The sequence below is a fragment of the Enterococcus sp. AN402 genome, assembly GCF_040719405.1.
GTDB lineage: Bacteria > Bacillota > Bacilli > Lactobacillales > Enterococcaceae > Enterococcus > Enterococcus faecalis.
Window position 1 is genome coordinate 1,375,864 of record NZ_JBFDTM010000004.1, and the last position, 23,544, is coordinate 1,399,407.

At 39.3% G+C, this 23,544-nt stretch carries 20 protein-coding genes; 1 reads left to right on the top strand and 19 read right to left on the bottom strand.

The annotated features are described in order from the left end of the window. Nucleotides 1-40 precede the first annotated feature (40 nt). The 4 genes from AB1I62_RS08080 to AB1I62_RS08095 all read right to left on the bottom strand — a co-directional run bounded on the left by AB1I62_RS08080 (nt 41) and on the right by AB1I62_RS08095 (nt 6,373). Nucleotides 41-931, bottom strand: coding sequence for a phosphate ABC transporter substrate-binding protein PstS family protein (locus AB1I62_RS08080; protein ID WP_002357425.1), 891 nt, complete (start codon nt 929-931; stop codon nt 41-43). Between the two features lie 110 nt (nt 932-1,041). Further along, on the bottom strand, nt 1,042-2,220 hold the full coding sequence (locus tag AB1I62_RS08085; RefSeq protein ID WP_048736870.1) for a pyridoxal phosphate-dependent aminotransferase: 1,179 nt from the start codon (nt 2,218-2,220) through the stop codon (nt 1,042-1,044). Nucleotides 2,221-2,381: 161 nt separating this feature from the next. Further along, nucleotides 2,382-5,072 carry an alpha-mannosidase gene (locus AB1I62_RS08090; protein ID WP_048736873.1) on the bottom strand — a complete coding sequence of 897 codons (2,691 nt, stop codon included), beginning with the start codon at nt 5,070-5,072 and terminating at the stop codon, nt 2,382-2,384. A gap of 11 nt (nt 5,073-5,083) precedes the next feature. Continuing rightward, nucleotides 5,084-6,373: a glycoside hydrolase family 125 protein gene (locus tag AB1I62_RS08095; protein WP_002357422.1), complete on the bottom strand. Its 1,290-nt coding sequence runs from the start codon at nt 6,371-6,373 to the stop codon at nt 5,084-5,086. A 156-nt stretch (nt 6,374-6,529) separates the two neighbouring features. Between AB1I62_RS08095 and AB1I62_RS08100 the strand changes: the two genes are divergently transcribed. Continuing rightward, nucleotides 6,530-7,576, top strand: a complete 1,047-nt coding sequence (locus tag AB1I62_RS08100) for a GntR family transcriptional regulator (protein WP_002360181.1) — start codon at nt 6,530-6,532, stop codon at nt 7,574-7,576. 188 nt (nt 7,577-7,764) lie between these two features. Here the strand turns inward: AB1I62_RS08100 and AB1I62_RS08105 are convergent, their stop codons facing one another. From AB1I62_RS08105 to AB1I62_RS08175, 15 genes are all read right to left on the bottom strand, one after another. Further along, complete coding sequence (locus tag AB1I62_RS08105) at nt 7,765-8,694, bottom strand: LysR family transcriptional regulator (protein ID WP_002361904.1); 930 nt, start codon at nt 8,692-8,694, stop codon at nt 7,765-7,767. A gap of 18 nt (nt 8,695-8,712) precedes the next feature. Then, nucleotides 8,713-9,411: a carbonic anhydrase gene (locus AB1I62_RS08110; protein WP_010817337.1), complete on the bottom strand. Its 699-nt coding sequence runs from the start codon at nt 9,409-9,411 to the stop codon at nt 8,713-8,715. A gap of 197 nt (nt 9,412-9,608) precedes the next feature. Beyond that, entirely contained in the window at nt 9,609-10,241 is a 633-nt protein-coding gene (gene pyrE, locus AB1I62_RS08115; RefSeq protein WP_002357418.1) for an orotate phosphoribosyltransferase, read from the bottom strand. 1 nt (nt 10,242) lies between these two features. Beyond that, nucleotides 10,243-10,956 (bottom strand): orotidine-5'-phosphate decarboxylase, encoded by a 714-nt coding sequence (gene pyrF / locus AB1I62_RS08120; RefSeq protein ID WP_002365730.1) that lies wholly within the window; start codon nt 10,954-10,956, stop codon nt 10,243-10,245. Next, entirely contained in the window at nt 10,946-11,884 is a 939-nt protein-coding gene (locus tag AB1I62_RS08125; RefSeq protein WP_002369312.1) for a dihydroorotate dehydrogenase, read from the bottom strand. Before AB1I62_RS08125 ends, pyrF begins: the two co-directional genes overlap by 11 nt. After that, the gene (locus tag AB1I62_RS08130; RefSeq protein WP_002365731.1) at nt 11,881-12,672 is read right to left on the bottom strand and encodes a dihydroorotate dehydrogenase electron transfer subunit; all 792 of its coding nucleotides are present in this window, start codon (nt 12,670-12,672) and stop codon (nt 11,881-11,883) included. Before AB1I62_RS08130 ends, AB1I62_RS08125 begins: the two co-directional genes overlap by 4 nt. A gap of 107 nt (nt 12,673-12,779) precedes the next feature. Beyond that, nucleotides 12,780-15,962 (bottom strand): carbamoyl-phosphate synthase large subunit, encoded by a 3,183-nt coding sequence (gene carB, locus AB1I62_RS08135; protein WP_002361908.1) that lies wholly within the window; start codon nt 15,960-15,962, stop codon nt 12,780-12,782. After that, entirely contained in the window at nt 15,962-17,041 is a 1,080-nt protein-coding gene (locus AB1I62_RS08140; RefSeq protein ID WP_002360175.1) for a carbamoyl phosphate synthase small subunit, read from the bottom strand. Before AB1I62_RS08140 ends, carB begins: the two co-directional genes overlap by 1 nt. A gap of 2 nt (nt 17,042-17,043) precedes the next feature. Beyond that, complete coding sequence (locus AB1I62_RS08145) at nt 17,044-18,327, bottom strand: dihydroorotase (RefSeq protein WP_002357412.1); 1,284 nt, start codon at nt 18,325-18,327, stop codon at nt 17,044-17,046. Nucleotides 18,328-18,335: 8 nt separating this feature from the next. Further along, nucleotides 18,336-19,262 carry an aspartate carbamoyltransferase catalytic subunit gene (locus AB1I62_RS08150; protein WP_002357411.1) on the bottom strand — a complete coding sequence of 309 codons (927 nt, stop codon included), beginning with the start codon at nt 19,260-19,262 and terminating at the stop codon, nt 18,336-18,338. A gap of 13 nt (nt 19,263-19,275) precedes the next feature. Next, nucleotides 19,276-20,556 carry a solute carrier family 23 protein gene (locus AB1I62_RS08155; protein ID WP_002357410.1) on the bottom strand — a complete coding sequence of 427 codons (1,281 nt, stop codon included), beginning with the start codon at nt 20,554-20,556 and terminating at the stop codon, nt 19,276-19,278. 16 nt (nt 20,557-20,572) lie between these two features. Next, entirely contained in the window at nt 20,573-21,109 is a 537-nt protein-coding gene (gene pyrR / locus AB1I62_RS08160) for a bifunctional pyr operon transcriptional regulator/uracil phosphoribosyltransferase PyrR (RefSeq protein WP_002357409.1), read from the bottom strand. A 341-nt stretch (nt 21,110-21,450) separates the two neighbouring features. Further along, nucleotides 21,451-22,356, bottom strand: a complete 906-nt coding sequence (locus AB1I62_RS08165; protein WP_002371061.1) for an RluA family pseudouridine synthase — start codon at nt 22,354-22,356, stop codon at nt 21,451-21,453. Continuing rightward, nucleotides 22,343-22,819 (bottom strand): signal peptidase II, encoded by a 477-nt coding sequence (lspA, locus tag AB1I62_RS08170; protein ID WP_002360174.1) that lies wholly within the window; start codon nt 22,817-22,819, stop codon nt 22,343-22,345. Before lspA ends, AB1I62_RS08165 begins: the two co-directional genes overlap by 14 nt. Before the next feature lie 5 nt (nt 22,820-22,824). Further along, on the bottom strand, nt 22,825-23,529 hold the full coding sequence (locus tag AB1I62_RS08175) for a CBS domain-containing protein (RefSeq protein WP_002360173.1): 705 nt from the start codon (nt 23,527-23,529) through the stop codon (nt 22,825-22,827). Nucleotides 23,530-23,544 lie beyond the last annotated feature (15 nt).

A 23,544-nucleotide genomic window follows, 5' to 3' on the forward strand; every position in this document is an offset into this window, starting at 1 on the left:
AAAACTCAGCCAATCCTGTTTATTGGCTGAGTTTTTTTGTTTATTTTTCAGTTACTTTTCCATTTACATCACGTTCTACTTGCATGTCTGTGATGGCTAAATAACCTAAGTCTTTGACAATGGTTTTTTGAACATCATCGGTGACCATATAGTCTAAGAAGGCTTTTACTTCTTTATTAGGCTCCCCTTTTGTATACATATGTTCATAAGACCAGATTTTCCATGAATTGTCTTTCACGTGTTCTTCTTTTGGTTCAACACCATCAATGCTTAAGGCAACGGTGGAATCATCCATATAAGAAAAAGCTAAATAGCTGATTGCTCCTGGTGTTTGTTCAACAATTTTACGAACTGTTCCCGAAGAATCTTGTTCTTGTGATTGAACTGGTTTAGCTCCATCTAAGCCCCATTTTTCAAATGTTGCTCGGGTGCCACTTCCGTTTGCGCGGTTTATTACGACGATTTCTTGATCTTTGCCGCCCACTTCTTTCCAGTTTTTGACTTTGCCAGTAAAGACATCAATCAATTGTTGCTTTGTTAAATTCTTCACGCCGACTTCTTTGTTGACCACTGGTCCCATACCGACCACGGCCACCCGATGATCGACTAATTTAGAGGCATCCACGCCATCTTTCTCTTCGGCAAACACATCGGAATTTCCAATGGTCACTGCGCCATCCGCAACTTGCGAAAGTCCTGTTCCGCTGCCGCCACCTTGGACAGAAACTGTATAATTGGGATGTTCTTGTGTAAATTGATCTTTCGCAGCATCTACTAACGGTTGTAAAGCGGTGGAACCAACAGCGACAATTTTAACTGGTTTGTTACTATCCGCTTCGCTGGATTTTTCAGTTGTGCCTCCTTGAGCTCCGCACCCAGTTAATAATAACCCTAGACTCAGCATAGTTGCTGCAATTACACGTTTTTTCATCTTTGCACTTCCTTTTCAATTAGTTACAAGTTTAGTCTACCAAGACTCTGTTAATTCTGTTTCAATTAAATGTAAATAAAAGGTAAAGGTGTGTAAAGAATCTATAAAGGCTAGTGCGTTACGCGTTGGGTCGCCATGTAATGTGCGATTCGTTCCATGGCCGTTGTTAATTTATCCATATCGGACGCATAACTAATTCGGACGTATCCTTCTGCTTCTGGACCAAAAGAAATACCTGGAATCAACGCTACTGCTTCTTTTTGCGCTAAATCAATACAAAATTTCATAGAATCTTGTTCATAACCAGTAGGAATCTTAGCAAAAATATAAAAGGCGCCATTTGGACGCGCAACCTCAAACCCCAATTGAGTCATCTGTTCATAAACAAAATCGCGCCGTTTCCGATACTCTTCTTTCATAATTTCAGCATCATGCATTCCTTCGATTAAGGCACGAACAGCCGCTTTTTGAGACACTGTTGCAGCCGCAGTAACTAAATACTGATGAACTTTAATAATCTCCGCTGTTAAAATCGCTGGTGCAAAAATAAAGCCAATCCGCCAGCCTGTCATGGCATGTGATTTCGACAAACCGTTAATTAAAATCGTTTGGTCACGTAACATTTCAGCAATCGAAACATGACTCTCATCATAAGTTAACTCACTATAAATTTCATCACTAATCACAAAAATGTCGTATTTTTTTAGAACATCAGCAATTGCTTGCAACTCTTGGCGGTTATAGGTGACACCAGTTGGGTTGCTAGGATAATTTAAAATAATTGCTTTGACTTGTTCCCCATGCTCGGCCATTGCCGCTTCAATCATTTCAGGGGTCAAGACAAAATCGTTGTCTCGTGTATCCAAATATATCGGCTCCGCCCCCGCCAATGTAATAATTGGTTCATACCCTGGGTAAATAGGTGCTGGCAATAGCACTTTGTCACCTTGTTCTAAAATTGCTAATAACGAAGCTGAAATCGCTTCTGTTGCTCCAACTGTTACTAAAATTTCTGTCGCAGGCTGGTAAGTCAAATGGTACTTTTCTTTCATAAAATAAGCGGCTGCTTCACGGACATCTAACAAACCAGACATCCCTGTATAATGAGAAAAATTCGCATCAATTGCTTCTTTGGCTGCTTTTTTGACATGCTCAGGTGTGTTAAAATCCGGCTCTCCTAGTGTTAATTTTAAAATACCTTCAATTCCTGAGACTTGTTCGTCAAATTGACGAATTAAAGAAACAGCAATTTTATTTACTTGACGATTAAAACGATTGGTTAAATCCATTTAGCTTCACTCCTTCAGTTGACGTTATAGTAGCACAAATTGACCGTAAAATGAATGATTTTCTCATTGTTTCGCTAGATTTTTATTATAAATATCTCAAAAAAACGGCAGAGAAGAAAATAGGAGAACTTTGTCCTTTTCAACAAAGTTCTCCTATTTATTTATTTTTCGAAACGCCATGTCCGAATTTCAAACGGACGTAATGGTGCATCAACTTCTATCGCTGGTGTCAACGGTTCTTCTAATACATTTGTTAAACAAGTCGCTGGTTGTGTCTCTTTGTGAAGTTCACAAGGAATATTTTGCGCTGTTAGATTAAAGCCACGAACGACTAAATGATTTGTTTGCTCTTGACGTTTAACGGCTGTCCAACCAATTGGTCCTTCTGCCGTTGTCAAGTAGACATGGTTCGGTGCTAGTTTACCTTCATGACGCGCAGTAGTAGCTGCAGTAAAAGGAATTTGTGCACTATAGGCTTGTTGATACGTAGCAAAGCGTTCTTCTGGTTTTCCATGCAATGACAAACCATATTTAAAGGTATATTCTCCTTGACATTGTGCTTCTGGTGTCGCAAAATAGCCCCAATCACCTAGTTCGCCAACACAACGAATTAATGTGACCGCAATGGTTCCATCTGCTAAGACTTCATACTCATTTAAGCCTTCATTGAAGATAGTCACGCCTTTGTTTTGGTCATGAACATTCACAAACGCTTGTTGGTGCTGCGGGTTTGTTGGATTTTCCCATGTGTCGCTTACTTGATTTGGTCGTGTCACGACTTCATAAATACTATCCGCTTCGTGTGTTTCTGTGACCATGCCAGTTGGGAAAAGCACGCGTAAACGATGATCTTTGATTTGATTATTAATGGTTGTTTCAAAGAACAATTGGTTACTTTCTTTGATCATTGTAACCACTGTCGTTATTTCGAACGGGCGAAGCGTCGTTGAACGTTGTGCTTGGCGTTCTCTAAACTCACGAACAGCCTTTTGTTCTTCTTCTAATCGTTCATCTGCTGAAACTGGTAACATGACGGTTTGTTTAATTTGATAACTTGCTTTTACAGGGGAATTTTCTTTATTCGTAATTTCAGCCGTTACATTTTCGGTTGTAATTCCTTGGTCTTCAGTCGGTTTGAAAAAGATATATTCATTCCCAATGTCGCCAGTATCTTCAAATGTTAACAATTTTGAAAATGTTTCTCCTGTTTTTTTGTCAGCAATGGTTAAGCTACCATTGTTTTCAATTTTCACTTGAATAAATTCGTTTTCCATTTCATTTGTTGCTGGTTGAGCCAAAAGACTTCCTTCAAAAGCTTTCGTTTTTCCTTGAATCAATGCAAAGCTATCCCAAGAGAATGGCGCCATTTCTTTGACAGATAATTCGACCGTTAAGTATTTAGCCATGTACGGTTGACGGAAAGCATCTTTAGGTAAATCGTAACCAAAACGAACATCTTCTTTGACAATACGGCTTGCAACGGCTTGTCCTGTTGGATCAATCACTTGATAATCTGGGGTGGCTTTTTGTTTTAATTCATGATAAAGATCTTCAGGTTTTCCTGTATAAAATGGCAATCGTTCAATCTCCACTTCCACAGTGACAACCTCCGTTTTCTGATAGCCACTAGTATTAAATAAAACAAACGGGTGCGCTTTTTCTGGGAAAACACTTGTATCAATTGCTTCTGTTAATTGTCGTGTTGCTTCATCTGCTAAGAAATGCCCGACATCATTGGCATTTTCAAAGCGAGTCATCATGCCTCGGTGAACCTCGTCGACAGAACAGCCACAAATACTATCGTGCGGATGGTTTTGAAGCAATGTTTTCCAAGCATAATCAAATTGGTCATGTGGGTAGTCGCCAGTTACTTCGTAAGCCATTGCTGCTAAAGGTTCTGCGATATTTTCTAATTGGCGTTGCACTTTTGTGTTCCACTGTTTTAAATAGACGCGAGCAGAAGAAGTATTGGCTAATGTGTACCAGCCATCCGTTTCTTGACTCGTTAATTCGCCTGTTACTGTTCCTAAATCTTCTGGTAACTCCTCTTGAACAGCTTTCAAATAGTCATCGAAATTGGAATGAATAAATTCATATTCTGGGAATAGTTCATTGGCTAAAGCGATGGCCTTAGTAATATCTCTTTGTACCGGTTGGTGGTCGACCCCATTCATCATCAATAAATGGTTTGTGGAAGCGTAACGTTCCACATCAGCCAATTTTTGTTTCCAAAAAGCGATTGCCGCTTCTTTTTCTGAAGGAATTTCGTTCCCGTTACTATACCAGTTCGCAAAAAGCAAGCCGAAAATTTTGGTTTGGTCAGGACCTTCCCACCACATTTCAGAATATTGTGAGCTATAGTCGCTTTCTAAGACTTGATTATCAAAGCCAATCGGTTTCACCCCGCGTCCAAACGCAGCCGCAGGCAGATTTGCTAATTGCATCATTTGAGGCGTTTGACCCATATTCCCAAATGTATCCGGGAAGTAACCTAATTGAACTGGTGCTCCCCATTTTTGACTTTCTAAATGCCCAATCAGCATGTTTCGAACATTGGATTCAGAGCTAATTAAAAAGTCATCTTGTAAAATATAAAATGGTCCGATTTTTAGTTTGCCTGCTTGGACAGCTTTTTTCACGGCTTCTTTTTTCTCTGGGCGAACTTGTAAATAGTCGTCTAAGATAATCGTTTGTCCATCTAAATGGAAACTGTTAAACTCAGGATCATTTTCAATTAAATCTAATACATTATCCACTAATTCAATTAAGCGCATATGATGTTCTTCATAAGGAAGATACCATTCACGATCCCAATGACTATGGGAAACAATATAGACTTTTTTCTTTGTCATCACTTTTCCTCCTATTTTTCCACTCGGATGTCAAAATAATCCATAACTAATTCACAAAACATCATATTAGCCCATGAAAACCATTCTCTTGTATAATTTTCAGGATTATCTACGTCAAAACCTTCATGCATCAAATGAGTCCCCGCATCTGTGGCAACCAATAAATCTAAAATTCGTTCTTTTTCTGCTTTATCTTTGGTTGTCATTCCTTCCATTGCTAGAGCAATCGGCCACACGTAATTTTCTGGTGTATGCGAGCTACCAATCCCTTTCGCGTATTTGCCTTCATAGAAGTAAGGATTTTCTTTACTTAATAAGGTTTGACGCGTTGTTAAATATTGTTCATCCTCTGTTGAACAATAACCCAGATAAGGGGCTGCTACTAAATTGGGAACATTACTGTCATCCATCACGCTTGCATTGCCTAAGCCATCCACTTCATACGCATAAATCGTTTCGTTATTTTGATTTTTTGTTCGTCCAAATGTTTGGATGCCTTCTTCAATCTCTTCTTGTAATTTTTTAGCAATCGCCACAATCGTAGCATCTTCTAAAACATCAGAGAAAATTTCTTGAATATAGCCTAAAATTACGACTGCAAACATATTAGAAGGAACTAAGTAACCATATTGGCAGGCATCATCACTAGGACGGAAGCCTGACCATGTCATCCCTGTTTTGCCAACTGGTGTTCCTTTCCCTGCTTCAACCAACGTATCTTCTTGACGCCACGTATCTCGTTCAAATAAATAAGGTGACTGTGCGTGATCTTGTTCTGTTGTAAAAACGTTGAGAATTTTTTTGACGCCTTCCACAAAATCTGAATTAAATTGTTCGGTCATCCCAGTATTTTTATAAAGTAAATAGGCTAATTGGACCGGGTAACATAATGAATCAATTTCATATTTCCGTTCCCAAATCCAGCCATTCATTTCGGTCTTATCAGTTTGATGGCCTGCATGATTATCTGTTTCATTAAACGCATTGGCATATGGATCAATGCAAATATAACGAAACTGGCGCTTAACCAAACCAGCAATCATTTGAGCAAGGTCTTCGTCTTCTTTCGCAATCACTAAATAGGGACGAACTTGTGCTGTTGAGTCTCTTAACCACATTGCTGGAATATCGCCTGTTAATAAAAAGGTAGTACCATCTTCTTGACGTTTCACTGTTGTTAGTAAAGTATTGGCAAAGGCCGCCTGAAAGTTTTTTGCCCAATCTTGATGTGCTTCACCGCATTTTTCTGTAATTGTCTCCATAAATGTTGCTACGGATTTTGGAACTTCTGTATAAACCATTCTCGTCACCTCTTAAATTTGATATATCATTTTACAATTGAATTATAGCGTTTACATTTCACTTTGTCTAGTGATTTCAATCATTTTTTTCATTTTAAAACCAATTAATTTATGGTAAACTATAAATAAGATATATCTTATTGTGAGGTGAAATGAATGAAGCAACCATTATATCAACAAATTATTGATTATTTACAAAATGAAATTGATTCAGGGCGATTGCCTGTTGGAGCGCAAGTGCCTACCGAAAAAGAATTATCGGCTCAGTTTAACGTCAGTAGAATTACGTCCAAACGAGCGCTAACTGAGTTGGAAACGCAAGGCGTAATCCAACGTCACCAAGGAAAAGGAAGTTTTGTTCAAGCACCAAAGCACCCTCTCCATACCTCTTTAAATAAAGTTCTTTTTTTATTGCCTTTTGCAGACGATTTATCAGTAGGAAATTTCTATAGCGGTTTGGCCCCTACTATTCAAGCAGCTGGTTTAGAAGTCTTTATGACCTCGCCTAATTTTTTGAGAGAGAAAAATGCTGCGGACATTGTGAATGAGTTTGCCGGGCTTGTCTATTATGCTGCTACTAGTAATGACTACCTCGACTTATTGTTTGAGTTGGCTTTGATGAATTTTCCAGTCGTTGTCTTGGATAAAAAGATCCATGATTTACCTTTTGCAACCATTCAATCAGACAACTTTGCTGGTGGTAAAACAGCAACCGAACGCTTAATTGGCTTAGGACATACAAAAATTGGATATATCCTTTCAGGAAGTCCGGCCCTACAATCCGTTCGGCAACGTTATTTAGGTTATCTCCAAGCTTTAAAAGAAGCCAATCTGGCGTTCCATACAGCAATCACGGAAACCAATCTCTTAGATGAACACAACTTTAAACAGTATTTTGAGGCGCACCAACTCACAGCCGTGGTCTGCGATAATGACTTCAGCGCGTTACATTGTTTACGAAACTGTAAAAACCTAGGTATTCATGTGCCTGAAGAATTATCGATTATTGGTTTTGACGATATTCAAGCAGCAGCATTTGTCGAACCGCCATTAACAACCATGGCGCAAGACTTTAAAGAAATGGGAAAACTAGCTGGTGAAGTGTTATTACAAACGATGCAACAAGACATTCAAATCATAGAAGACATTCAAGTACCTGTCACATTAATTGAAAGAGAAACCATTTCTACTGTTTCAAAATGAGCAAAAAAAGAAGAGCGTGGGACAAAAATCACTTTGGATTTTTGCTCCACGCTCAAAAACTAATAAACGGCGGGAACAGAAGCAACTCCTTCGGAAATAAGCCGAAATTCTCCAAAAATTAAAGAACAATTTTCGGAAATTCCTTCTTATTTCTCGGAGTTAAACACTTCTGTCCCGACCTCTTCTTTTTATTCCTTAGTGCTAAATGTTTTGGTATCTACCTCTTTTTTAAACAACGCTTTTAGTTCTTTGATAAAGTAGCGACCAATTGGACTGATTTCCCGATTTTTGGGAAAGAGTAAACAAATACGATTTTCCAAAGCTGGCGCCAATGGCACTAACCGAATTTCTTTCTTCGTAAAACCCGTTACGACTCCTGAACCAGAAGCATAAGCATTGGTTTCTACCAACAAATTCATCAAGGTTCCACGATCCGTAGTATGAATGACCGATTCCTGTTCAGGAATTTCAACTAAATCTTCAGAAAAATAGGAAAAATTGCTTCCTTCTTGATTAAAGCGAACTTGTGGATAGGGAACTAATTCCTCTAAATGAATTTCTTTTTGCTTGGCTAAAGGATGATGATTTCCTAAAAAAATGTGTGTATTAAAAGTACTAATTACCTCGTAGGCTAGATTAGCTTGTTCTAAATACCGTTCAATACTGACACTATTTTGTTCATTTAAATAAATAATCCCCAGCTCACTGTGAAATCCTTTGACGTCTTCAATTACTTTTAAGGTCGTGGTTTCAAAGACACGAAAATCTTTATATTGATCCCCATACTTTTTAAGAACTTTGGCAATTACCTCACCTAAAAAATCGTAATGTTGCGAAGAGATGGAGAATCGTTCGCTGGTCACTGTCTCGCGATAGCGATTTTCCAATAACTCCATTTGAACTAAGACTTTCTCTGCTTGTTCTAAAAAAACCATTCCTTCTTCTGTTAAAAAAGCGCCTTTATTAGTACGTAAAAAGAGGGAAATTCCTAGTTCTTCTTCTAATTCTCGAATACTATTTGACAAGCTAGGTTGTGTAATAAATAGTTTTTTGGCTGCTTCCCGAAAACTCCCATTGTTAGCTATGGCAGCAACATACTTCATTTGTTGAATATTCAACACTTTTTCCTCCACACACTAATCATTTGAAAAATAAATCTTACGCCCATTCAACGGCTGAAGGGGCCGATTGTTAAAGGTCAACATACCTTCCTTGATCTTATTTAAAAAGGCTTGATCCATTTTTTGAATGGTATCAAATACAAACCATTTCACTGGACCCTTAGTTGGCGGTGTTGTTAACGAGCCTACATAATGGTAGTGTAGACGCTCCTCTGGTAAAAAGATTGACGGATTAAACCATTGTTGGTGCGTGCCGTTTTCCCAGTCCATCGGATGATTCGCTTCTGAAAAACGATTTTCTTCCTCAGTGATGGTAAACAGGCAACCGACAACTAAATTTTCGCCAGCATCATTCATATGAACCAAATGGAATTCTAGCGGATACTGCTTTCCCGATAGCAAATGTTCGCTAGGCATATGAAAATGAATATCGGTTAAATGATACGCAACATTTTCAAACATTACGTAACTTTCCGTATTTGGTGGTACAAAATGAAACGTATTTTTGAATTCCTTTTCAGTGAATTCTTCTTTTTTATAATGAAACGTAATCTGAGAATTTACTGTCTCAGCACTTTCTTTTTCTAAAGCAATTGGCGATTGATAAGCAAACTTAGCACCTTCTGCAAACCAGTCACATAGCGTATGCCAATGTTCCGGTCCATCGTTGCCTGTATAGCTCCATTCAACGTCCATATTTTTTATTTTTTTCATACACTCTTCCTTCATTTCCACATAGTAATCAGGTAAAACTCATGTTAAAACTCTATCCTAACATCTTTTCTACGTCAAACAAAAGAACTTAGATCATTACGCTCCTCGGCAAATGACCTAAGTTCTCCTACCGTTAAATCTGGTTACTGAAAATGACACTAAAAATCAGACGACAAGAACTATCTTTAGTTCAACGTTTATTTGCCCCAGTTTTCAGGATCTTTTTTCCATTCTTGTAATAAGGTAACATCTTTTTCTTCGATATAATTTGCTTCTAATGCAGCATCAATTAAAGTTGAATAATTGGTTAACGTTAGTAACGTCATCTGTTTATCTGCAAAATTTGCCGTTCCTTTGGGTAACTCATAAGTGAAGATTGCCGCAACGCCTAAAACCGTTGCTCCTTCACGTTCCGCCGCTTCTGCCGCTTCTAAAACGCTACCGCCGGTTGAAATTAAATCCTCGATAACTACCATTTTTTGTCCTTCAGAAATTCGGCCTTCAATTTGATTCCCTTTGCCGTGATCTTTGGCTTTACTGCGGATATAAACCATTGGTAATCCTAAAATATCGGCTACCCATGCCGCATGTGGAATCCCTGCGGTAGCTGTCCCAGCAATCACTTCGACTTCTGGGAAAGTTTCTTTAATTTTTGCCGCTAAGCCTTCTGCAATTTCTTTACGCACAGCAGGATAACTCATCGTGATACGGTTATCACAATAAATCGGGCTTTTTATGCCACTAGCCCAGGTAAACGGCTCATTAGGGTTTAAAAATACCGCTTCAATATCTAATAAATCTTTGGCAATCTTTTTTGCTACTTTTGTCATGTTACTTTCCGCTCCAGTCTTTTTTGATTTCTTGATAGGCTTCGTAAGGATTTTCTGCTTGGGTAATAGGTCGGCCAACAACGATATATGTGGACCCGATTTCGCGAGCATGTTGCGGCGTAACGACCCGTTGTTGGTCACCTACTGCACTTCCTGCTGGACGAATACCAGGTGTTAAGCAAATAAACGTTTGCTTGGTTGCTTCTTGAATACCACGTGCTTCTAATGCTGAACAAACCACGCCATCCAGACCCGCTTTTTCCGCACATTTAGCATAATGAATGACACTTGTCTCTAAAGAAACGTTGATTAATTGATCATGGTGCATCTCTTCTTCACTAGTAGAAGTCAACTGGGTTACAGCAATTAACTCAGGAACCTTAGCGCCTGGCTGAGTCCCTTTGATTAGACCTTCCTTAGCTGCTTGCATCATTCGAACGCCCCCTGCTGCATGGACATTGGTAATGGCAACGCCTAATTTTGCTAAATTTGTCATCGCTTTTTCCACAGTATTCGGAATATCATGTAATTTTAAATCCAAGAAAACATCATGTCCTTGTTCTTTAAGCCAGCGAACAATCGCTGGTCCTTCTGCGTAAAAAAGTTCCATTCCCACTTTAACAAACAAGGCTTCTTCCTTAGGAAATTTTTCTAAAAAAACAGCCACTTCTTTTTGCGTGGGAAAATCTAACGCAATAATTGGTCTATCGTGCATTTTGCTGCCCCTCTCTCACTTCTTTAATTAATTGTTCCAACGATTCAATACCTAACTCTTCCATTCGCTTAGGTAATCCGTCAATCAACTTCGGACAAATATATGGATCTGTAAAATTGGCCGTACCAACACCGACAGCGCTAGCACCTGCCATGAACATTTCCAAGACATCATCCACTGTTTGAACACCGCCCATTCCAATAATTGGCAACTGAGAAACACTGGCGACTTGTCGGATTAAGCGAATAGCAACAGGTTTAATGGCTGGTCCAGATAGTCCACCAGTTTGATTGGCTAAAATAGGTTTTCTCGTTTTTAAATCAATGCGCATCCCGAGCAATGTATTAATCATAGAAAAACCGTCTGCGCCCCCTGCTTCAATTGCTTGGGCGATCGGCACAATGTCCGTTACGTTTGGTGATAGTTTAACATAAATCGGAACAGATGCGACTTTTTTGACTGCTTGTGTTAATTGAAAAGCAACCTCTGGATCTGTACCAAAAGCTATGCCGCCATGTTTCACATTAGGACAGGAAATATTCAATTCAATTGCTTTGACGTTAGGCGCTTGCCCAATTTTTGCGCAAACAGCCACATAGTCCTCTTCGCAAGCACCTGCAACATTTGCGATAATCGGTAAGTTAGGGTATTTTTCTAATTTCGGTAATTTTTCTTGCATCACCACTTCTAAACCTGGATTCTGCAATCCAATGGCATTTAGCATACCACTAGGTGTTTCAGCTACACGTGGCGTGGGATTTCCATATCGTGCTTGGGGCGTTGTTGCCTTAATCATAATTGAACCTAATTGATCAAGGTCATAATAGTTAGCATATTCTTCCCCGAACCCAAAGCAACCACTGGCGGGAATAATTGGATTTTTTAATGTTAAACCTGGAATTGAAACAGCTAAAGGATTTTTCATTATAAGATAACCTCACTTGCTTTAAAAATCGGACCTTCATCACAGACCTTGACACTTTTTGCTCCAGTAGTGTCTCCTTTTTTATGGCAAACGCAGGCATAACAAGCCCCAATTCCACAGGCCATCCGTTCTTCTAAAGAAAGGTAAACGTGTGGATGTGTTGGAAATAAAGAATCAATTGCTTTTAACATACCATTCGCACCACAAGCATAAACTGCATCAGGGATCCGTCCTTTTGCTAACGCTTCTGACAATAAACGTCCCACGTTGCCATGAGCGCCAAACGAGCCGTCATCTGTGGCAAAATGTGTTTCTCCTAATGCCATAAATTCTTGTTGGTAATAAGCAACCTCTTTTGATGCATAACCAAGAAAATGAATCACTTTCACGCCTTTTTCATTGAGTTGTTTTGATAATTCATACAATGGGGGAATCCCGATTCCTCCGCCAACGATAAAAGCAGTTTGACCAGCTGCTACGGTAGTTATATCAAAGCCGTTTCCTAAAGGACCTAAAATATCTAATTGTTCACCAGCCTTCATGGTGGCAAACACTTCCGTTCCAGCGCCTTCGACTCGATAAATCAAACGACAGGTTTCGTTCGAATGATCAATTTGGTTGATGCTAATCGGTCGCCGCAAAAGTAAATCTGCACGCGGAACCTTGATATGCACAAACTGTCCAGGTCGTGTCATCTCTTTCACTAACTCGCCTTGTAAGTCTAACTGATAAATCCGTGGCGCTAACTGTTTTTGAGCTACAATGGTCATCATTTCTTGCTTTCTCTGCATCAGTATCCTTCACTCCTTTATTCTCTGATTCCCCTATAAATGATTTTCTATTTCTTCGTAAAAGAATCTGGAACAGTCCTCCTCAGACGATTGTTCCAGATTTTTGCTTAAATGGCTTCTGTCGTAAAGGCTCTTGATTCTAAAACTTTTAAAATCGCATTCGCTGTGTCAAGTGAGGTAAACAATGGAATCCCATGTTCGACTGCTTCCCGACGGATTGAAAACCCATCTTGGTTGGCACTGGAACGATTTTTATCCATGGTATTGATTACCACTTGTGCATTCCCATTACGAATGACATCCAGCACGGTTTCCCCTTCAGGATTAGAAATTTTCGTCACTTTCTTAACAGGCAACTGATGCTTCGCTAAAAAGTCAGCGGTTCCTTCCGTTGCGACTAAACTATAGCCAATTGCTGAAAAACGCTTAGCAATTTCTAACGCCTCTTCTTTTGTTTCATCAGCAATGGTGAAAAGTACAGCTCCATAACTTGGCAAATGCAAGCCAGATGCTTCAAAGGCTTTATACAAGGCTTTTTCTAAATAATAATCACTACCCATAACTTCCCCAGTTGATTTCATTTCAGGCCCTAAGTACGTATCTACTTTTTGTAGTTTCGTAAAGGAGAACACAGGGGCTTTCACATGAACTTGTTTACTTTCAGGGTATAATCCATCTTGATATCCTAGGTCAGTCAGTTTCTCACCAAGAATCGCTTTTGTAGCAACTTGGGCCATCGGAATCCCTGTGATTTTACTTAAGAAAGGAACTGTTCGACTCGCACGAGGATTCACTTCAATCACATAAACACGATTTTCATGAATAACAAATTGAATATTCATCATGCCTACACAGTTTAAACCAAGTGCTAGTTTTTTTGTATAATCGGCAATTGTTGCCTGAATTTCTTGAGAAAGATACTGCGGTGGATAAACCGCCATTGAATCGCCAGAATGAACGCCAGCTCGTTCAATATGTTCCATAATCCCTGGAATTAGTACTGTTTCACCATCACAAATGGCATCAACTTCACATTCTTGTCCCAATAAATAGCTATCAACCAAGACAGGATGTTCTGGAGAAGCTTTGACTGCATGTCGCATATAATCTTCCAAATCCTTTTGATTTTCGACAATTTCCATTGCACGACCACCTAAAACATAACTTGGACGCACTAAAACGGGATAGCCGATACGATCAGCAATCACGACTGCTTCTTCTGCACTTGTGGCCGTATCTCCTGGTGGTTGAGGAATCTCTAACTCTTGCAAAGCTTGTTCAAATAAATCACGATTTTCCGCACGATCTAAATCTTCAATCGTTGTTCCAAGAATTTTAACGCCTTGTTTTGTGAGCGGCTCAGCTAAATTAATCGCTGTTTGTCCACCAAATTGGACGATCACGCCAATCGGATTTTCTAAATCAATCACATTCATGACATCTTCTAAAGTTAATGGCTCAAAGTATAATTTATCAGAAACAGAGAAATCTGTTGAAACTGTTTCAGGATTACTATTCATAATAATTGCTTCATAACCAGCCGCTTGGATTGCTTTGACAGAATGAACGGTTGCATAATCAAACTCGACCCCTTGACCAATGCGAATGGGACCAGAACCTAATACTAGTACAGAAGGCTTTTTCGAAACATTGCTTTCGTTTTCCACTTCATACGTGCTATAAAAATAAGGCGTATGTGATTCAAACTCTGCAGCACACGTATCCACCATTTTATAGACGGGCACAATTTGATTGGCTCTGCGGAAGTCAGCGATGGCTTGTTCTGTTTGTCCCCAAAGTGCTGCGATTTTCCGATCAGAAAAGCCATTTTGTTTGGCTTCTTTCAAGACAGCTACGTTGTCCACGTGACTTTCAAGGGTTGTTTCAATTTCGATAATGTGTAAAAGTTTATCCAAGAAGAATAAATCAATTTTCGTTAAACTTTGTAATTCTTCGATGCTATATCCTCTACGAATGGCTTCTGATAAGTAGAACAATCGATCATCTTGCGCATGGACCATTTTCTTCGTTAATTCTAAATCACTGACATGACTTAGTTCTGCTAACTCGTTGTGATAAGCACCAATTTCTAAAGAACGAACTGCTTTTAATAAGGATTCTTCAATATTGCGGCCAATTGCCATGACTTCCCCGGTTGCTTTCATTTGCGTTCCTAGTTCTCGAGCACCTTTTTCAAATTTGTCAAAAGGCCAACGAGGAATTTTGGAAACAACATAGTCCAAAGCCGGTTCAAATTCGGCATAAGTGGTTCCAGTAACTGGATTTTTCATTTCATCTAATGTTAAACCAACAGCAATTTTTGCAGCTAACTTCGCAATGGGATACCCTGTGGCTTTACTAGCAAGTGCAGATGAGCGAGAAACACGAGGATTCACTTCTATCACATAATAATTAAAGCTATGCGGATCCAAAGCTAATTGAACATTACAGCCACCTTCAATTTTTAATGCACGAATAATTTTCAAAGACGCATCTCGCAACATTTGGTATTCATAATCTGATAAGGTTTGACTCGGAGCAAAAACAATCGAATCCCCAGTGTGAATGCCGACAGGATCAAAGTTTTCCATGTTACAAACCACAATCGCATTATCAGCCGAATCACGCATCACTTCATATTCAATTTCTTTAAAACCAGCAATACTTTTTTCAATTAAACATTGTGTAACTGGTGATAATTTCAGACCGTTTTCGGCAATTTGGCGGAGTTCTTCTTCCGTATCACACATGCCGCCGCCTGTTCCACCTAAAGTAAATGCGGGACGAACGATAATTGGATAGCCAATTCGTTTGGCAAAAGCCACGGCTTGTTCCACCGTATTGACAATTTCACTTTCTGGAATCGGTTGTTCTAATTCTTCCATCAATTGTTTAAATAAATCACGGTCTTCCGCTTGGTCAATCGCACTGAGCTTTGTTCCTAGCAATTCTACATTTAGCTCATCTAAAATTCCTGATTCCGATAATTCCATCGCCATATTTAATCCAGTTTGACCACCTAATGTTGGTAGAAGAGCATCAGGACGTTCTTTTCGCAAAATTCTTGAAACAAATTCTAAAGTAATCGGTTCGATATAAACATGATCCGCGATTTCCTTATCGGTCATGATAGTCGCTGGATTTGAGTTTACTAAGACAACTTCATACCCTTCTTCTTTTAGCGCTAAACAGGCTTGTGTGCCTGCATAGTCAAATTCTGCTGCTTGTCCAATAATGATTGGTCCTGAACCAATCACCATGATTTTCTTGATGTCCGTTCGTTTTGGCATTAGTTTTGCTCCTTCCATGCATCCATTAATTCCATAAATTCGTCAAATAAATGAAGACCATCGTGCGGTCCTGGAGCCGCATCTGGGTGATATTGCACAGTAAAAGCTGGATAATCTCGATGACGCACGCCTTCAACCGTTCCATCATTGACTTCCACGTGGGTCACAAGTAATTTTTCTGGATCAATTGTTGCTTCATCTACGGCATATCCGTGATTTTGTGAAGTGAAATCAATGCGTCCTGTTGCAATTTCTCGTACAGGATGATTCAAACCGCGATGTCCAAACTTCATCTTATACGTATCCGCACCATTTGCTAATGAAAATAACTGATGACCTAAGCAGATGCCGAAAATTGGAACTTTTCCTTGGATTGCTTGAATCATTTCAATAGCTTCAGGCACATCTTTGGGATCTCCAGGCCCATTTGTCAACATGACACCATCGGGACTTAATTCTAAAATCTCTTCGGCCGTTGTATTATAAGGCAACACGGTTAAGTTGCATTGCCGTTTTGATAATTCTCGCAAAATACTATGTTTCAACCCGAAATCAACGACGACTACATTACGCCCAATACCTGGACTCGGATAAGGTTTAGTAGTGGAGACTTGTGCCACTTGATTTTTCGGCATGACCGTCGCTTTTAGTTGATCAAATGCATGCGGCAAATCATCCACGGCATCAATGATGCTCCCTTTCATTGTTCCAGCTGATCGTAACTTACGAGTCAGCGCACGCGTATCAATTCCTGAAATTCCCGGAATCCCTTTGCGCTTTAAAAATTCATCCAAGGTCATTTGTTGACGCCAATTTGAAGCAACCCGCGCATGCTCTTTAACAATGACACCTTTACAGGTTGGTGCAATGGATTCATAATCATCTCGGTTGACCCCGTAATTTCCAACTAATGGATACGTAAAAGTAATCATTTGTCCATTAAAACTTTGGTCAGTAATTGCTTCTTGGTAACCTGTCATGCCAGTAGTAAAAACAACTTCTCCTACTACATTGCCTTCTGCACCAAACGCTTTTCCTTCAAATACTGTTCCGTCTTCTAAAATCAATAACCTTTTCAAACCTACTGCGCCTCCTCCGACCAAGCTAATGCTCCGTCAACAAATGTCATAAGTGTCTTTCCTTTGACTGTCCACCCTGTAAATGGTGTATTGACAGCCATTGATTCAAATGCTTCTGCATCAATTGGTGCAGCTGTTGCTAAGTCAAAAACTGCAATATCTGCTGGTGCACCAATTGTTAGTGTTCCTGCGTTTAATCCAAAAATTTCTGCCGGTTTCACTGCCATCCAATCAATCACTTGTTCTAATGTGAAAATGCCTGTTTCGACAAAGTTCGTATAAATCAATTGGAAGGCCGTTTCACTACCGACAATGCCAAAAGGTGCGTTTAAAAATGATTGTTGCTTTTCTTCTAAACCATGGGGCGCATGGTCGGTAGCAATACAGTCAATCGTGCCATCTAACAAGCCGTCAATCAATGCTTGTCGATCTGCTAAACCACGTAATGGCGGGTTCATTTTCCAAAACCCTTCGTCACCAGGAATATCCTCATCGACTAAAATTAAATGGTGTGGCGAAACTTCGGCTGTTACGTGAATCCCTGCTTTTTTAGCATCTCGAATAACGCGCACGCTTTCTTCTGTTGAAACATGACAAACATGATAATGAACGCCTGTTTCTTTCGCTAAAGTAATATCCCGAGCAATTTGTGAAGCTTCCGTTGCACTTAAAATCCCTGGTAGGCCTAATTTCTTAGAAACTTCTCCTTCATGCATCACACCACCAAATAATAAAGATTCATCTTCCGTGTGCGCAACAAGCGCCATATTTAATGCAGCCGCTTCTTTCATGGCTAAGTACATCGTTCCTGCCGTTTGGACACCAACACCATCATTCGTAAATGCAAAGGCACCCGCTTCCTTTAAGGCTTTCTGATTGGTTAAAACTTCACTCCGTAGTTCTTCTGTAATGGGCGCATATTGTAAAACTTTCACGACTGCATCTTTTTGAATTAAGTCGTAAACCTCACTTAATTTTTCAGCCGTATCTGGTACTGGATTCAAATTGGGCATTGCGCAAACCGTAGTAAAACCACCGCGAGCAGCAGCTTTACTACCCGTTTTAATCGTTTCTTTATACGTAAAGCCTGGTTCTCTAAAGTGAACATGCACATCCACCAAGCCTGGCGTGATTAGTTGCCCGTTCGCATCAAACACTTGCTCAAAATCTGCTTCGTCAAACGATTCTCCGATTGCGTGAATCACACCATTTTCTAGCCAAAGTGCTGCCTCAATCAATTGATTCTCTTTTTTGATGATTTTTCCATTCTTAATTAACGTCTTCATTTCTCCACCTAGGCCTTTCCATGTAAAATTGCTTCCAAAATTGCCATGCGCATAAAGACTCCGTTACTCATTTGCGCGACGATTCTTGATTGCAGACTTTCCACTAATTCATCTGCCAGTTCAACATCCCGATTGACTGGCGCTGGATGCATAATAATTGCGTGTTTCTGTAAACGAGTTGCCCGTTCGTTGGTTAAACCATATTCCAAATGATAGCCTTCTTTTGAAAAACTTTCCTTACCATCATGACGTTCGTGCTGCACGCGAAGTAACATCATCACATCGACTTTTTCAACAATTTCATCTAGCGGCACATATTGTCCATAGACATCAAACTGATGATCATACCACTCTTCTGGACCTGAAAAATAAATTTCAGCGCCTAAACGGTTTAATAACTGCATATTTGATTTAGCAACGCGAGAATGTGTAATATCTCCCACAATCGCCACTTTCAAGCCTTCAAATCCACCAAATTCTTCATAAATGGTCATCAGATCCAATAAACATTGTGTAGGGTGTTGTCCACTCCCGTCCCCACCGTTAATAATAGAACATTGAATCGTTTTACTTTGAATCAATTCATCGTAATAATTTTCTTTACCATGACGAATGACTGCTACATCTACACCAATTGCCGACATCGTTAGTACTGTATCGTATAACGTTTCTCCTTTTTGAACAGAACTTCTACTTGCTTCAAACTCAATCACTTCTAAGCCTAATTTTTTCTCAGCTACCTCAAAACTTTTATGTGTTCGAGTACTATTTTCAAAAAACAAGTTTGTTGCAAAATATTGACGTTCTTCTGGGTGCCATTTTGCCCCCTGTTTAAATTCTCCTGCGCGACGGATTAACCCCATGACTTCACGGTCGGTTAAAGCCTCAGCAGTTAAAAGATGTTTTAAACTAATTCGTTCAGATGTAATAATCATTCGTCCAGTCCTCCTACTGTTCTTCGCTACGTGCGTTTTCCGGTAAAATTAAATTCAAAACAATTCCTAAGACGGTTGCTAATGCCATTGAAGACAATTCAAAGGTTCCTACTTTGAAGACTAAGCCACCAATGCCGATGACTAAAATTACTGAAGCAATCAATAAATTCTTTTTCTTATCAAAATTAATCTTATTATCGATTAAGATTTTCAAACCACTTGCGGCAATCACACCGAACAAGACGAAACTAATTCCTGAAATAACTGGTCCTGGGATACTTAGAATCAAGGCACTTAATTTTCCAACAAATCCTAAAGCTACAGCGAACACCGCGGCTCCACCAATCACGAAGACACTGTGTACTCTTGTAATTGCCAACACGCCGATATTTTCACCATAACTTGTAACTGGCGGTCCACCAACAAAACCTGCTACAATTTGCGCTAAGCCATCTCCCATTAAAGTTTTAGATAAGCCTGGGTCTTGGAAAAAGTTGCGCTTGGTTAATTTATTCAAGACCATTAAATGACCAATATGTTCTGTCATTGTTACAAAAGCAATTGGTGCCATTGTTGTAATGGCATTTAAATACAATTTCGGTTCATATTGAACAAAAGGTACTTCAAAATTCGGTAAAGCAAACCACGCAGCTTCTTTAATAGGGGTTAAATCAATAATTCCGAAAGCTAAAGCGACTAGGTACCCACTGACAATTCCCAAAAGAATTGGAATTAATCCTAGGAAGCCTTTGAAAAACATGTTGTAAAAAATGGTTAAGCCTAAAGTAATCAAGGCTACGGCAATATATTTAAAATCATAAACGTTGTTGTTATACATTGCGTTATTTGCGGCGTTAGCAGCCAAGCCTAAACCGATAACCATCACGACAGGTCCTACAACGATAGGCGGTAAAATTTTATCCAACCAGTCGGAACCAATTTTTTTAATGATTAATGAAACGATTAGGTATACCAAGCCGGTTGTCATAGCACCTTGGGCAATGGCTGGATAACCATCACTCTTCATTAACATCTGCATCGCTGCAATAAAAGCAAAGCTACTGCCAAGATAGGCGGGGATTTTTCCTTTTGTAGTAATCAGATAGACCATTGTTCCTAATCCTGAACTGACTAACGCAATCCCTGGGTCAATTCCCACTAAGATTGGTACTAAAACCGTTGCGCCAAACATCGTAAATAAATGTTGTAAACTTAGGCCAACCCAGTGAAAAGCTTGCGGTCTGTCTTTAATATCTAAGACTGCATCCTCATTTCGAAATTCTTTTTCTGACAACGTTGTTCACTCCTTTTTATTCGTTTCCTTTACTGATCATAATACGATCTGCGCCGTCACGCTCTTCCATTTCCACAATAATTTCCTCAGTTTTTGATGTTGGAATATTTTTTCCTACATAATCGGCACGAATCGGTAGTTCCCGATGCCCACGATCTACTAAGACTGCTAAAGAGATTTTTCTTGGACGACCTAAATCCATAACAGCGTCCATCGCAGCACGAATGGTCCGGCCCGTGTACAAGACATCATCCACTAAAATAACTTCTTTACCTTCAATTGAGACTGGTACGTCAGAAGAATGTAATTCAGGTTCCTCCATATCTTTCACATCATCACGATACAAAGTAATATCTAATTCACCAACTGGCACGTCAATATCTTCTAATTGTTTTAAGCGTTCGGCTAGACGTTGTGCAATGTATATCCCACGCGTTTTAATTCCTACTAAAACAATGTCTTGAATTCCTTTGTTTCTTTCAATAATTTCATACGAGATTCGAGTAAGCGCTCGTTTCATTGTGACTGCGTCAACAACTTCTTTCTTTGGCATAATAATTTCCTCCTCATTTCTTTTTTATCTACGTCCTCGCTGTCTTGGGGTCAGCGATTCTTCCTTCAATTGAGCAGCTGAAAAATAAGTGGATTTTTATTGAAATTGTCCTGTTATTTTTTCCAACAAAAAATCCTCCTACCCGTATGAGGATAGGAGGATGTTGGTTACAGTTTAAAAAGGTACAAGGGTACCATGTAGCCCACACAACTTACTAACTAAGCGCACCTAGTGTTCTTTTGCATGATTCCTTCTTAGCCTCACGGGACTAAACTTAAAGGTTACAGTTATTTAGTTATTTTTCTTCTTAAAAAAGAGTTTACCTCTTCTTCAGAAAAAAATCAATGATTATTTCTTAATTGGTGTAAAGTTTTTTCAAAAACTTCTGGTAAAGGTGCTTCAAAGACTAATTGTTCACCTGTAGTAGGATGTGTAAAGCCTAATAACTTCGCATGTAAAAATTGTCCATTGCCAGGCAATGTTTTTTTCGGTCCATATAATGGATCTCCAGCTAATGGATAACCGATATATTTCATGTGAACACGGATTTGATGTGTCCGGCCTGTTTCTAGTTGTAATTCAACTAAGGTAAATGCATCAAAACGCTCTAAAACAGTAAAATGCGTGACTGCTTCTTTACCGCCTTCAATGACCGCTTGCATTTTACGGTCAACCTTGGAACGACCAATAGGCGCATTTATTTCTCCCTTATCGTGAGGAATAACACCGTGGACCAAGGCAACGTATTTACGTAACGATGTTTTTTCTTTTAGCTGTTTCGCTAATGATTCATGGGCTTGATCATTTTTAGCCACCATCAATAGCCCCGAAGTATCTTTATCAATTCGATGAACAATTCCCGGTCGCACCACATCATTAATCGCCGATAAGTGATCCGCATGATGAAGTAACGCGTTCACTAATGTACCATTGGGATGCCCTGCCGAAGGATGAACGACCATGCCTTGAGGTTTGTTGACGACAATCACATCATTGTCTTCATAAACAATGGTCAAAGGAATATCCTCTGCTACCATATCTAGAACTTCTGGTTCAGGAATTGTTACAACAATTTCATCGCCTGCTGTAACTTTGTAATTTGCGCGGACCGTTTCACCATTAACTGTTACGTGTTTTTCTTTTAACCATTGTTGAATTTGCGAGCGGGAATGATTGGGTAAATGTTCACTTAATACTTTATCAATCCGGCCTTTTTCTGTTTGAATCGTTACGTTAATTTGTTCCATTTTTGCCTTCCTTTGCTGCTTTTTCATCTAAAATCAAATAAATAAATATACAAATAACGCCGACCACTAACGTACTATCTGCAACATTAAAAATAGGAAAATTCATAAAATCCGTTTGGAGCATGTCCACTACGTAGCCTAAACGTACACGATCAATAAAATTCCCAATGGCACCTGCTAAGACAAAAGATAAACCTACAGAATACCAGATACTTTTTTTATAATTCTTAATTAATAAATAAATAATCACGACACTAACAATTACTGTGATGACATAAAAGAATATCATCTTTCCTTCTAATAAGCTCCAAGCGGCTCCGGTATTTCTTAAATGGGTCAGCGACAAAAATCCAGGAATGAATTCTTTTGTTTCACCCAAAGAAATGTTTTGGACCGTCAAATATTTGCTCCATTGGTCAAGCCCTACTAATAAGGCACTGATTAAAAAATATACTACTAACAATCGCGTCATTCCTTTTCTCTATGAATACTTGCTAAATCTCTTGGTCGAACAATGCCTACTAACTCACCATTAGGATGGCCACTTTTACTAATAAGCACAGCTTCTAAGCGTGGCTGCTCCCGAAACATTTGTTCAACTTCAAAAACGGTTGCTTCAATTGAAACAAATTGATAGTTGCTGCGTTTATAATTTGATGCCAACAATTCTCGCACCGTTCGGTTGGCAATGTGAACTTCGCCTTTGGTGCTCTCAATGGCAAACCATACACCAATCCCTCGAACCGTGATTAATCCTTTAAATACACCTTTTTCATAAATCGGAAATTGGGAATATTGTTTTTTTGCAATAATCGTTAATAACGTTTCTAAAGAAGTGGTGATTTCAAAAGCTGTAACACGTTTCGCAAATTTAGGCACTACTTTTTCTGGTTTTGTTAAAGCTTGTTCAATCGTTTCAATTCGTTGAACTGCCCATTCGTTTGGCTCTGCAATTACAAAATCATCAGCAATTCGCTCATGAACGATGGCATTTCTTAACTGAGCCATTTGAAGCAAATCCTCTTCAAATTGAGCAATCTGTCCTTTTTCTTTTCGGGAAAGACGTCTTGTCATTTCACTGAATCCCATGTTGACAGGATTGTTCAGTCTCTCTCTCATCCACTTTTCAATGCGATTAAAGTGTGCTAAAAATGTATCTGCTCGTTCCCCCATAGTCGTTGCTCCTTA